The sequence below is a fragment of the Streptomyces sp. AHU1 genome (assembly GCF_045343905.1).
GTDB classification, from domain to species: Bacteria; Actinomycetota; Actinomycetes; order Streptomycetales; family Streptomycetaceae; genus Streptomyces; species Streptomyces triticiradicis.
Genome location: NZ_CP174283.1, coordinates 1,105,266 through 1,118,139 on the forward strand (window position 1 = coordinate 1,105,266; position 12,874 = coordinate 1,118,139).

The window sequence follows — 12,874 nt, forward strand, 5'->3', positions numbered from 1 at the left end:
CTGGCCCGTGTCGAAGCACCACGGCATCCCGAGCGGAGGGTGGCGTCCCCCTGTGCCGGCGCTGCCCGGTCTCCCGGTGCTCAGGCACTACCGGCGGGACTGGCTGCGCGGCGACCTGCTGGCCGGGGTGACGGTGGCGGCCTATCTGGTGCCGCAGGTGATGGCGTACGCCAGTGTCGCGGGGCTGCCGCCCGTGGTGGGTCTGTGGGCGATCCTGCCCGCCATCGTGCTGTACGCCCTCCTCGGGTCCTCCCGGCTGCTGTCGGTGGGGCCCGAGTCGACGACGGCGCTGATGACCGCGACGGTCGTGGGGCCGCTGGCGGGCGGCGATCCGGAGCGGTACGCGGTGCTGGCCTCGGCGCTCGCCGTCGCCGTGGGGCTGATGTGCCTGGTGGCGTGGGCGGCACGGCTGGGGTTCGTGGCCGATCTGCTCTCCCGGCCCGTGCTGATCGGGTATCTGGCGGGCGTGGCACTGATCATGATGGTGGATCAGCTCACGAAGCTCACCGGTGTGCCGACGGACGGCGAGGAATTCTTCCCGAAACTCGCCTCCTTCCTCGGCAACCTGGACGAGATCCACCTCGCCACGGTGACCTGCAGCGCCGCGACGCTGGTCGTGCTGTACGTGGCCACGCGGCTGCGCTGGCGCGTCCCGGGGCCGCTGCTGGTCCTGGTCGCCGGTACGGCCGTGTCCGCGGCCTTCGACCTGAAGGACCACGGTCTCGCGGTGATCGGGGAGATCCCGGCCGGACTCCCCCGCCCGGACTTCCCCCCGCTCGACACACTGCCCCAACTGCTGCTGCCCGCGGTCGGGGTGCTGCTCGTGGCGTACACCGACTTCATCCTCACCGCGCGCGCCTTCACCACCGAGGACGGCGGTACGGCGATGGACGCCAACCAGGAGCTGCTGGCCCTGGGCGCCGCGAACCTGGGTGCCGGGACCCTCCAGGGGTTCCCGGTGAGCAGCAGCGCCAGCCGTACGGCCCTCGCGCAGTCCACGGGCGCGCGCACCCAGGCGTACGGGCTCACGGCCGGGCTCTCCGTGCTGGCCGTCCTGCTGTTCCTGAGTCCCCTGCTCACCGACACGCCCTCGGCCGTCCTCGGCGCGCTGGTCGTCTACGCGGCGATCCGGATGATCGACCTGGCCGGCTTCCGGCGGCTGGCGTCCTTCCGGCTCCGGGAACTCCTGCTGGCCGTCGGCTGCCTGATCGGCGTCCTCGCCCTCGACATCCTCTACGGGGTGCTGGTGGCCGTGGGGCTGTCGGTCGCCGAGCTGCTGAGCCGGGTGGCGCGCCCGCACGACGCGGTCCAGGGGCTGGTGCCGGGTCTCGCGGGCATGCACGACGTCGACGACTTCCCGGACGCCCGGGTGATCCCCGGTCTGCTGGTCTACCGCTACGACTCCCCGCTGTTCTTCGCCAACGCGGAGGACTTCCGGCGCAGCGCCCTCCTCGCGGTGGCCGAACAGGAGGTCCCGGTCAGGTGGTTCGTCCTGAACGCGGAGGCCAACGTCGAGGTGGACATCACCGCCCTGGACTCGCTGGACGAGCTGCGGCGCGAACTCCGGGAGCGGGGCATCGAGTTCGCGATGGCCCGGGTGAAGCAGGATCTGCGCGACGACCTGGACGCCTACGGGCTGAGCGGGTCCGTGGGCGAGGACCGGATCTTCCCCACCCTGCCCACGGCGGTCGCCGCGTACCGTTCCTGGTGCCGCGACCACGGTGTCGATCCGGGCGACGAGGACGGCGGCCCGGGCGGAACCGCCCGGCCGGAGGCGGGTCTCGGCTGAGCGGCGCCCCGCCCGCGGACCGTCCCGGACGGGCGGCGGATCCGGCCCGGTGCTCAGGGTCCCGAACGGTCCCGGGGGCCGGGAATCCTCACGGGATTTCCTGTTCGGACCAGATGATCTTCCCCTCCGCCGTGTGGCGGGCGCCCCAGCGGTGGGAGAGCTGGGCCACCAGGAACAGGCCCCGGCCGCCCTCGTCCGTGCTCCGGGCGTGCCGCAGCCGCGGGGCGGTGCTGCTGGCGTCGGAGACCTCACAGGTCAGGCGGGTGTCGCAGAGCAGCCTCAGCCGGACCGGCGGTACGGCGTAGCGGATCGCGTTGGTGACGAGTTCGCTCACGATGAGCTCGGTGGTCATGGTGAGTTCCCCGAGTCCCCACGCCTCGATCGTACGGGTGGCGCGGGCCCGCATCTCGGAGACCGCGGCCGGGTCCACCGGCACCTCCCAGGAGACGACGTGGTCGTCCCCGAGGCTGTGGGTGCGGGCCAGGAGCAGGGCGATGTCGTCGGGCTGGGGAACGGGCACGAGCTGTCGCACCGCGGCCGAGCACAGTGCTTCGAGATCGGGGTCCGGCCGGGCGAGCAGTTCCCCCAGCTGTGTCATGCCGAGTTCCATGTCGTAGTGCGCTCCCGCCACGAGGCCGTCGGTGTAGAGGCCGATGAGGCTGTTCTCGTCGAGCTCCACCTCCCGGCTCTCGAAGGCCATGCCGCCGAGGCCGAGCGGAGGACCGGCGGGCAGCTCCGGATAGGAGACGCGCCCGTCGGGGGCGACGAACACGGGGGGCGGATGTCCGGCCCGGGCCATCGAACAGCGCCTGGTGACAGGGTCGTAGACGGCGTAGAGGCAGGTCGCCCCGAGGAAGGAGGAGGTCGTGTCGCGGTCGGCCTCCCGCTCCGTGGCGCTCCGGCCGGCCCGCTGTTCCTGGGTGCGTTCCTCGCTGAGCCGGAGCACGAGGTCGTCGAGGTGCGCCAGCAGTTCGTCGGGGGGCAGCTCCATGTCGGCGAGGGTCTGCACCGCGGTGCGCAGCCGGCCCATGGTGGCCGCCGCGGTGATGCCGTGGCCGACCACGTCGCCGACGACCAGGCCCACCCGGGCTCCGGAGAGCGGGATGACGTCGAACCAGTCGCCGCCGACCCCGCCGCTGGGGTCCGCCGGCAGGTAGGAGGAGGCCACCTCGAGGGCCGTCCCGCCCGACAGGGCGTGCGGCAGCAGACTGCGCTGGAGGGTGACCGCCGCCGTGTGTTCGCGGGTGTAGCGGCGGGCGTTGTCGACGCACAGCGCCGCGCGGGCCACCACCTCGCGGGCCAGCAGGACGTCGTCGGGCTGGAACGAGACCGGGTTGAGCGAGCGGAGGAACGTGGTGAGTCCGAGGGCGGTGTTGCGCGCCCGCATCGGCACGGAGATGAGGGAGTGCAGCCCGTACCGGCGGATGCTGGCCGCCCTCTCGGGCTCCTCGGTGAGCCACAGGTCGTCGTCCGGGTCGAGGACCTGGATGAGGACCGGCTCGCCGCTGGTGAGCAGGTGCACGTCGTGGGGCGGCGGCAGGAAGTCCGCCCGGTCGCCGACCCGGGCCACGGCCTCCGGGCACCCCTCCCGCACCGAGCTCATGCCCGCGCGCCGCATCGTCGGCTTGACGGGTGCGGGACCCGCGTCCGACAGCCAGGCTCCGTGTCCCTCGGTGCTGAGGACCGATTCCAGGAGGTCGACGATGACGAAGTCCGCGAAGCGGGGAACGGCGAAGTCCGCGATCTCCTGTGCCGTCCGCATGACGTCGAGGGTCCCGCCGATGGTGGTCCCCGCTTCGTTGACGAGCGACAGGATCTGCCGGGCGTTCCACCGCTCGGTGACGTCCAGGACCATGTAGCAGACGCCCGTGTAGGAGTTGTCGGTGCCGAGCAGCGGGAAGAAGGAGGAGGAGTAGGCGTGCCGGCGGTGCGGGTCGGCCCAGCTCCATCCCAGGTACTCGTAGTCGATCATCGGCTCGCCGGTCGCCAGGACCTTGCGCATCAGTCCCTCGATGGTCTCCGCCTGCAGCCCCGGCAGCAGTTCGGTCAGCCGCCGCCCGAGCCGCTGCGCGCGGGGCACGCCGCCGAGGTGTTCCAGGGTGTCGTTCATCCAGACGTAGCGCAGCTGCAGATCGAGCACCGCCATGCCGACCGGCGAGCGGGTCAGGAACCCGTCGAGGAAGTTCGGGCCCACCGTCCACTGCCGTCTGCGGTCGCGCGCCGAGATCAGGAAGCACTCGCTCTCCCCCATGCGGAAGGACGCGGAGACGCGCAGGTCCGCGTCGACGCTCCGGCCGTCACGGTGCCGCAGGGGGATGTGACCGCTCCAGCCCGTTCCGCCGCGGCAGCGCTCCGCGACCGCCGCCGCGCGCGCGGGGTCCCTGGGCAGGGCGAGCAGACGGGCCGCCGGGGTGCCGACCGCCTCGGCCGCCGGGTGGCCGAGAAGTGCTTCGGCTCCCCTGGTCCAGCCCATCACCACCCCGTCGCCGGACACCACCGCCGCCGCGTCGCTGGACGCGTCAAGGGGACCGCCCGGTCCTTCGGACACGGGCGCGTCGGAACCTTCCTGCGCAGAAACCATGAAGCTCTCATCCTCTACACGACCATGTTCCTGCTTGTCCGCCCGATCTGCAGGCCCGGCCGGCGGTCCGCGCCCCGGGACGGGACCGCATGGAAGCCCGCCCCGCGGTCCCGGACCCACCGGCGAAGAGCCCTGGAGTGGGCAAGCCCGGAGGCAGGGCGCAGCATGGAAGGGCCGGAGTCGGCACACAGGTGCCCGACGGCGGCGACGGAGCCCGGCACACCGCGCCGGCCGGTGGAGGAGGGCCAGGGATGACAGCCGAGTCCACACAGTCCGATGGTGCGGGCCATGGATCCGCGGCCTCCCGGCCGACCGGCCTGCTGGACCTGCTGCGCGTGGGCGCGCTGGTCCTCGACGCCGACGGACGCATCGTGTTCTGGACCCCTCAGGCCGAGGAACTCATCGGGTACACGGCGGAGGAGGCCCTCGGCAAGTACGCGGCGCGGCTGATCATCCACCCCGAGAACCTGCAGTCCGTCACCGAACTGTTCACCGACGTGCTGGAGACGGGGCGCAGTTGGGCGGGCGCGTTCCCCATCCGGCACAAGGACGGCAGCACCCGTCTCATGGAGTTCCGCAACATGCGGCTCCTGGACGACCTCGGGGACGTCTACGCCCTGGGCATCGCGGCCGACCACACGCTGCTCCAGCGCGTCGAGACCGACCTGGCCCTCTCCGAGCAGCTGATCAACCAGTCCCCCATCGGGCTGGCCCTGATGGACCCCGACCTGCGCTACCTCATGGTCAACCCGGCGCTGGAACGGATCGACGGCATCCCCGCCGAGGACCACGTCGGCCGTCATCTGCGCGAGACACTGCCCTTCCCCGACGTGGACACCGTCGAATCGGCGCTGCGTCAGGTGCTCACCACCGGCACACCGCTGCTCGACCAGTACCACGTGGGCCGCCCGCCGTCCGATCCCGACCACGAACACGCCTGGTCCCTGTCCTTCTACCGGCTGGCGGACCCGGGCGGACGCGTCCTGGGCGCGGCCACCTCGGTCGTCGACGTCACCGAACGCCATCGCGCGGCGGCCGAGGCCGACCGCGCCCGGCGCCGCCTCGCGCTCGTCGCCAGCGCCTCCACCCGCGTCGGCACCACCCTGGAGGTGGAGCAGACCGCCCGCGAACTGGCCGAGATCGCCACCCCCGAACTGGCCGACGTGGTCGCCGTCGACGTCCTCGACTCCGTCCTGGCCTGCCGCCGCAAGCGCAGGCCGGACAACGGCCCGGAGTTCTTCCGCGCCCTCGCGCTCAAGGCCTCGCACCCCACCGTGGCACTGCGCGCCGCCGACCCTCCCGGCGACCTGACGACGTACGACGGCGACCGCCTGGTGACCCTGTGCGTCCACACCGGCAGGCCGGTCCTGGTGCCGCACGTCGGTGAGCGCGACCTGCCGCGCATCGCCCGCGACGCCGAGGGCACGAGCCTCCTGGCCCGGGCCGGTGTCCATTCGTACCTCGCGGTGCCGCTGATCGCGCACGGGGAGGTGCTCGGCGCCCTCGACCTCAAGCGCACCCGCAACCCGCGCCCCTTCGACGAGGACGACGTGGTGCTCGCCGGTGAGCTGGCCACCCGTGCCGCCGTGGCCATGGACAACGCCCGCTGGTTCCAGAGCGTGCGCAACACCGCGGTCACGCTCCAGCGCAGCCTGCTGCCCGAACATCCACCGCACCTCACCGGCCTGGAGGTCGCGTCCCGTTATCAGCCGGCCCAGTCCACCAGCGAGGTCGGCGGCGACTGGTACGACGTGATCCCGCTGGCCGACGACCGGACCGCCCTGGTCGTGGGCGACGTCATGGGCAACGGCATCGACGCCGCCGCCACGATGGGCCGGCTGCGCACCGCCACCTGCGCCTACGCCGATCTCGACCTCGACCCCGGCGACGTGCTCCAGCACCTCGACAAGATCACGTGCGATCTGGAGCACTACATCGTGACGTGTCTCTACGCCGTGTACGACCCCCACAGCAGACGGTGCCGCATCGCCAACGCCGGACACATGCCGCCCGCGCTGGTCCCCTCCGACGGCACCCCCTCGCTGCTGGAGCTGCCCCCGGGCGCCCCCCTGGGCGTCGGTGGCATCTCCTTCGAGGCCACCACGGTCGAATTCAACCCCGGTGACCTGCTCGTCCTCTACACGGACGGTCTCGTCGAGACCCGGCTGCACCCCATCGACGACCGTCTGAACGTCCTTCTCGACTTCCTCGACGAGGCGGACAGACCGCTGGAGGAGATCTGCGACCTCCTCCTGTACGGCCTGCGCACCTCCGACGACCACGACGACGTCGCCCTCCTGGTCGCCCGCGCGAAGTAGCCCTACGGCTCCTTCGTGTCCTTGGAGCGGCGGCGGGAGGAGACCTGCTCCCGTGTGGTGCGCCAGCGTGACCTGGCCTGTTCGACCACGCTGTCCCACTCGCGGCGGACCTCGTCGTCGGAGGGGCGGTCGCCCGCGCGGATCCGGTCGAGTTCGTCGCGCATCTCGCGTCCGAGGGCCGCCGAGGCGACGACCACGAACATCGCGGCGAAGAGCGCCGAGATCATCGCGAAGACGGCGCCGATCGCCCCGTAGCGTTTGGAGTAGGAGTTGAAGAGGCGCGGCAGGTAGACGGCCGCGCCCACCGAGTAGAGCGCGGTCAGAGCGCCCGCCGTGATGCCGAAGGGCAGCAGGTCGCGCCAGGGGATCCGCTTCGCGGACAGCGCCCAGCCGGTCCAGACGAGGAAGGCGACGCTCACCGGGATCTCGCACACCGAGGCCACCACCCCCAGCTTGCTCCCCCCGAGAACCGCGTGCAGCCACCCGGTGACGACCGCGTAGCCGCCGAGCCCGAGGATCCACCACAGCCCGTTCCTCGTGTTGCGGACGCTCAGCGGGGTCAGCTGCCATGTCTGCTCGAACAGCCGCTGCGAGGCGCGCGCGAAGCTCAGCACGGAGATGACCAGGAACAGGCTCCCGAAGACGCCCACGCTCGCGCCGGCGCTCTCGGCGGGGTCCAGCAACGACTTGACCGCCTCGGCGCCCTGGCCGGTGAGACCATAGCGCTGGATGATCCGTTCGGCGGCGTCGTAGTCCGAGAAGCTGCTCAGCAGGGCGCCGATGAGGATCGTGAGCGGGATGAGCGCGGTGAGCGCGCTGGAGGCCAGGGCCATCGAGCGGTCGAAGCCCACGATCTTCTGGAACCGGTTGACGACCCGCAGCGCGAAGGCGGGGCGCAGCCAGAACGTCAGCGTCCGGACGAGGCGCTCGCGATTGATCCCCGTTGTCCTGCCCTCCGTGTCCTCGGGCCCGGTGTGGCGCTGCGAGCGTAACGGACGGCCGTCCGGGCGGGGACGGCCGACGCGCTCACCCGTCCTCGGACAGGGCGACTTCCGCCCAGATCGTCTTGCCGCGGGACTCGGGCCGGGTCCCCCAGCGCCGGCTGACCTGCCAGGTGAGGTAGAGGCCCCGGCCGCCCTCGTCCACCTCTTCGGCGTGCCGCAGGTGCGGCACGGTGCTGCTGTCGTCGGTCACCTCGCAGACGACGGACGGTCCGTCGAGGATGAGGCGCACCGCGATGGGACCGTCCGAGTACCGGACCGCGTTGGTGACGAGTTCGCTGACCACCAGGGTGACGGTGAAGGCGTGCGGCTCCAGCCCCCAGTCCGCCAGCGCGCGCTCGGTGCGGGTGCGGGCCTCGGAGACGGACGCCGGGTGGTTGGGCAGTGTCCACGACGCGACCTTGTCCGGCCCGAGGCTCCGGGTGCGGGCCAGCAGCAGGACGGCGTCGTTCTCCATCTGTTCCGGTGTCAGCTTGTAGAGCACCTCGTCGCAGATCTCCTGCAGCGGCCGGCCGATCGGCAGCAACGCGTCCCCGATACGGCTCAGTTGTTCGTCCGGGTCGTCCGAGACGGCGCGCAGCATGGCGGTGTTGGACATCAGGAGGACGCTGTCCTCGGCGATGTCGAACTCGGCGGTTCCGTACTTCGCCAGGCCGCGGCCCAGCGGCGGCCCGGCGGTCACCATGGCGTACTCGACGGTCCCGTCGGGCCGGGCGAGCACCGGGGGCGGATGCCCGGCACTGGCGACCGCGCAGCGGCGGGTGACGGGGCTGTAGACCAGGTAGAGGCACGTGGTGTCCTGGCGCCCGTCGTCCGCCATGGCGTCCGCGCGCCGCAGCCGTTCCCCGTGGAGCCGGGTCACCAGGGCGTGCAGCCGTTCCAGGACCTCTTCGGGTGCCAGGTCGAGGACGGCCAGCGCGCTGATCGCGGCCCTCACCTCGCCCATGGTGGCGGCGGCCTCCAGGCCCCGGCCCGCCGTGTCGCCCGTCACCAGGGCCACCCGCGCCCCGGACAGCGGGATCACGTCGAACCAGTCCCCGCCCGCGCCGAGCGGATGGTAGCTGTAGGCGGTCTCCACCGCGTCGTGTCCGAGGACGCGGGCCGGCCGCAGGCTGAGCTGGAGGACGCGGGAGGCCGACCGCTCCCTGGCGTACAGCCGGGCGTTGTCCAGGCACAGGGCCACGCGGTCGGCGAGTTCGGCGGCCAGCGCGAGCTCGCCCTCGTCGAAGGAGTGCGGAGTGCGGTCCCGGTAGCAGTGGGCCACTCCGATCACGGCCCCGCGGGCGGTGAGCGGCAGCACGAGCAGCGAATGCGCCCCCGCCTCGGTCAGGCGCCGTCCTCGCACCGGCTCCCGTTTCAGCCAGTCCGCGTCCGGGCCCAGGTGCTCGACCATGCGCGGCCGGAGGTCGGACAGGCACTGCGTGAAAGGTGTCGCCGAGGAGAGGCCCACGGCCTCACCGATGGAAGGAAGGTACCGCTCGGCGTCCAGGGCGGTGGAACGGCGGCTCGTGCACCGCAGGGCCCCGTACTCCATGGCGGTGCCCGGAGCGCTGACCTCGCCCCGCAGGACGGAGTCCAGGACCTCGACCACCACCGTGTCGGCCAGCGCGGGAACCATCTCGTCGGCGAACTCCTGCGCCGTGCGGAAGATGTCCAGCGTCGTGCCGATGCGCCCGCCCGCCCGCTCCAGCAGGGCCAGTCGTGCCGCCGCCCGGGTCCGCTCCGTGATGTCCACGACCGCTGTCGCGAGCCCCAGGACGCCGCCGGCCGAGTCCTCCAGGCGGAAGCAGGAGAGCGACAGCACGAGCTCGGGCCGGTCGGGACTCAGATGGCCCCGCACCTCCACGTCCAGCGCCGGCACGCCCGTGTCCAGCACCTGGAGCAGGATCTTCTCATAGTTCCCGGTGTAGAAGTCGCCCGCCCACTCCCTCGGATGACGCCCCAGGGCCTCCTCCAGGGCGAACGCCTTGACGTAGCGGGCGGCCGTGTTGAAGCGCACCAGACGGAGCTGTGTGTCGAGGACGTGCAGACCCACGGTCGACTCGGAGAAGAGTGCCCCGAGAACGGCCTTGTCCAGCTCCGCGTCCAGTCGGCCACGTCCGCCCAGCGATGCACCCATGACACTTCCGTAGGCCGTTTACCACCTATACATTCCGGTTTGTCAGGCTTCCACCATATTCGCTCACCGACGACGCGCGACCGGAGCGCCGCCGGACCGGGTGCCCCGCGCCGGGCGGGGCGGGGCGGGGCGGGGCACAGGGGCCCTAGAAGGCCGACAGGGTCAGGCGGATCGCCGTCGGTGCGTTGTCCTGGATGAAGGAGGCGAAGTCGGCGACGTCGTCGAAGGCGAAACCGTAGGCCTTGCCGTCCTCGGTGGCCGCGTGGATGGCCTTGGAGTAGTGGTTGGTCAGCTCGGTCCGGTAGAAGTCGGCCGCGGAGGTGGTCGGCTGCGCCGGGTTGCTGAGCAGGGTGGAGCGGTTGAACCCGGCGCCGAGCACGGCGGCCACCGGTCCGGTCGTGCCGTCGTTGGGCGCGGCGAGGTTGCCGTCGCAGAACAGGACGTCACGGGTGGAGGGCTTGGCGAACGAGACGGAGGCGGGTCCGTCGAACGTGAACCTGTCCCCGCGCACCCGGCCGGTGAACGTGCCCGCGTTGGTCTTGACGGTCAGATCCTTGCCCGTGTAGGTGCTCCACACCTCGTCGATGTACGGGGCGAAGTAGTCCTTGGCGAACAGTCCGGCGTCCAGACCGTGGCCGGGCGCCATGATGCGCAGGTCGTCCACCACGAGGGGCGCGAAGTCCTCGTTCTGCTTGATCGCGGCGAAGGCGGCGGCCCGTCCGCCGTCGCGGATGGTGCCGATGGTCTGCTGCCTGCTCCCGTCCAGCCGGATGTCCATGGGCACGCTGAACATGTCGACCATGGTCGTGTTGCAGAACATGCCGGCGGAGTTGAAGGTGAACTCGGCGCAGTCGTGCAGCACCCCGAAGCTGGGGTCGGACTTGACCCAGCCGGCCGGGAACTGGAGAGCGGCGTTGCCGTTTCCGTCCTGGACCGCCTTGAACTTCAGCTTCGCGCCGAGCGAGACGTAGATGCGGCCCGACATGAACGGCAGGTCGATCCGCGTCTCCCCGCCGCCGGCCAGGGGAATCGCGTAGTCGGTGAACCCGTCGGCGCCGTTGTCCGAGAGGGAGACGGGCGCGAGCTTGCCGTCCTGGGTGACGCGGACCTGCTTCCCGTCCTGGTTGCCGACGATGTACACGTGCACCGAGCCGTTGCCGAACGAGCCGCTGTTGTTGACGATCGTCAGCGGGAGCGAGCCCGTGGCGGCCTTGGTGGAGGCGTCCGTCTGGCCCGCCATGGCGTACGGCGCGATCGCCGCGATGGCGGGTGCGGCCACGGCCGCGCCGCCGAGGGCGAACAGGGCCTTGCGGCGGGTCAGGTTCCGCTGGTGACGAGGCGTCATGTGTTCTGTGCTCCTTGGTGCTCGTGCCTCTGGGAGGCGGTGGGGGGATGGCGGGAAGGGCGGGCGCCGGAAGGACCGGCCGAGGCCGTGTCCGAGGGCGGCGGGCCGTCCGCGCCGGGCCGGGTGACGACCGGTCAGCCGAGCGTCCACTTCTGGTTGGCCGTTCCGGCGCAGGTCCAGATCTGCAACCGGGTGCCGTCGGCCGAGGAGTTGTCCTTGGCGTCGAGGCACTTGCCCGAGCCGGTGTTCGTCAGGTCACCGGCGGAGGTGAGGTTCCACGCCTGCGCCTTCGTGCCGTTGCAGCCGTAGAGCTGGACCGGGGCGCCGTTCTCGGTGGAGGCGGCCCGTACGTCGAGGCACTTGCCGAGGGCCCGTACGGTGCCGTCGGCGCCCACGGTCCACTTCTGGGCGTCGGCCCCGTTGCAGTCGTGCAGTTGGATCGGCGTCCCGTCGGCGCCGGAGGCGCCGGCCACGTCGACGCACATGCCGCCGATGCCCTTGATGGCGCCGGTCCCGGCGGCGGGCTTGCCGGTGTCCGCGGCGGTGACCCGCACGTAGTCGACGGTCATGCTCTGCGGGAGGGAGGTGCCGGAGTCCGGGCTGCCGGGCCAGTCGCCGCCGACCGCGAGGTTCAGGATGACGAAGAACGGGTGGTCGTAGACCCACTTGTTGCCGTTCACGTCGGACGGCTTGCGGGTCTCGTAGGTCTGTCCGTCCACGGACCAGGTGATGGCGGTGGGGCTCCAGTCGACGGCGAAGACATGGAAGTCGTCCGCGAAGGCCTTGCCGTTCGGCAGCGTGTACGCGGCGCCGATGCCGCCCGCACCGGAGTACCCCGGACCGTGGATGGTCCCGTGCACCGTGCCGGGCTCCTTGCCGATGTTCTCCATGACGTCGATCTCGCCGCTGTTCGGCCAGCCCGCGCTGCCCAGGTCGTCGCCCAGCATCCAGAAGGCGGGCCAGACGCCCTGTCCGCGCGGCACCTTGATGCGGGCCTCGAAGCGGCCGTACGCCTGGGTGAAGGTCCGTGCGGTGTTGAGCCGGGCCGAGGTGTACTGGCAGGTCCCGTTCCAGCACTGGAGCCCGCTGTCGCCGTTCTTGCGCGCGGTGATGACCAGGTGGCCGTTCCCGTCGAGGGCAACGTTGTCGGCGCTCTTCGTGTAGTACTGCAGCTCGTGGTTGCCGTTGCCCGAACCACCGGTCTCCAGGGTCCACTTGGCGGAGTCCGGCGCGGTTCCGGCGGCTCCGTCGAATTCGTCGGACCAGGTCTGGACGGCCGGGGCCGCGTTGGCCCTGTTCGCGGCGGGGCCCGTGGCGGTGAACAGGACACCACCGGCGGCACCGGCGGCGAGCAGCAGCGCCAGCCCGCCGAGGGACCATCTGCGTGCGCGATGAACAGCCATGGCTGGACACCCCTTGTCTGTGCGGCTGTGGGGGAGCGTGAACCGGCACGGCGACCACGCCCGCTGCGCGAGCGGGGAGAGCGGCCCTCCGTCCTTGAGAGCGCTCTCTGTCCGTACTGGTCCGTACCGGTGGGCCCCGATGCTACGCACGAGTCACGGGGAGACCAACTGCCGCCGACGCGCCCCAAATCGCCCTGACCTGCGGTTACTTGATGAAGCGGATGACGCCCACAGTTGTTTAAGACGTGTTTAACCCGCACTTAAGAAGGAGCGTTCCGCTTCGGGGCTCGATCCGTCCGGTCTGTCGCGGATCCGCCC

7 protein-coding genes are annotated in these 12,874 nt (G+C 71.6%); 2 read left to right on the forward strand and 5 right to left on the reverse strand.

What is annotated here, in order from left to right; translation table 11 throughout:
- Positions 1–7 precede the first annotated feature (7 nt).
- On the forward strand, positions 8–1,789 hold the full coding sequence (locus ACICHK_RS05135; RefSeq protein ID WP_406835904.1) for a SulP family inorganic anion transporter: 1,782 nt from the start codon (positions 8–10) through the stop codon (positions 1,787–1,789).
- Positions 1,790–1,877: 88 nt separating this feature from the next.
- Here the strand turns inward: ACICHK_RS05135 and ACICHK_RS05140 are convergent, their stop codons facing one another.
- Entirely contained in the window at positions 1,878–4,370 is a 2,493-nt protein-coding gene (locus ACICHK_RS05140) for a SpoIIE family protein phosphatase (RefSeq protein WP_406835905.1), read from the reverse strand.
- A 251-nt stretch (positions 4,371–4,621) separates the two neighbouring features.
- On the opposite strand from ACICHK_RS05140, the gene ACICHK_RS05145 reads away from it, so the two are divergent.
- Complete coding sequence (locus ACICHK_RS05145) at positions 4,622–6,688, forward strand: SpoIIE family protein phosphatase (protein ID WP_406835906.1); 2,067 nt, start codon at positions 4,622–4,624, stop codon at positions 6,686–6,688.
- Positions 6,689–6,690: 2 nt separating this feature from the next.
- Here ACICHK_RS05145 and ACICHK_RS05150 read toward each other — a convergent pair whose 3' ends face one another.
- From ACICHK_RS05150 to ACICHK_RS05165, 4 genes are all read right to left on the reverse strand, one after another.
- Positions 6,691–7,539: a YhjD/YihY/BrkB family envelope integrity protein gene (locus ACICHK_RS05150; protein WP_151467246.1), complete on the reverse strand. Its 849-nt coding sequence runs from the start codon at positions 7,537–7,539 to the stop codon at positions 6,691–6,693.
- A gap of 175 nt (positions 7,540–7,714) precedes the next feature.
- Complete coding sequence (locus ACICHK_RS05155; RefSeq protein WP_406835907.1) at positions 7,715–9,808, reverse strand: SpoIIE family protein phosphatase; 2,094 nt, start codon at positions 9,806–9,808, stop codon at positions 7,715–7,717.
- Positions 9,809–9,953: 145 nt separating this feature from the next.
- A complete protein-coding gene (locus ACICHK_RS05160) occupies positions 9,954–11,153 on the reverse strand; it encodes a glycoside hydrolase family 64 protein (protein ID WP_406835908.1) in 1,200 nt (399 codons plus the stop codon).
- 134 nt (positions 11,154–11,287) lie between these two features.
- A complete protein-coding gene (locus ACICHK_RS05165; protein ID WP_406835910.1) occupies positions 11,288–12,556 on the reverse strand; it encodes a family 16 glycosylhydrolase in 1,269 nt (422 codons plus the stop codon).
- Positions 12,557–12,874 lie beyond the last annotated feature (318 nt).

Coding starts and splice junctions, on each gene's coding strand:
- ACICHK_RS05145 (WP_406835906.1), top strand. CDS start 4,622: ATGACAGCCGAGTCCACACAGTCCGATGGTGCGGGCCATGGATCCGCG.
- ACICHK_RS05165 (WP_406835910.1), bottom strand. CDS start 12,556: ATGGCTGTTCATCGCGCACGCAGATGGTCCCTCGGCGGGCTGGCGCTG.
- ACICHK_RS05140 (WP_406835905.1), bottom strand. CDS start 4,370: ATGGTTTCTGCGCAGGAAGGTTCCGACGCGCCCGTGTCCGAAGGACCG.
- ACICHK_RS05155 (WP_406835907.1), bottom strand. CDS start 9,808: ATGGGTGCATCGCTGGGCGGACGTGGCCGACTGGACGCGGAGCTGGAC.
- ACICHK_RS05160 (WP_406835908.1), bottom strand. CDS start 11,153: ATGACGCCTCGTCACCAGCGGAACCTGACCCGCCGCAAGGCCCTGTTC.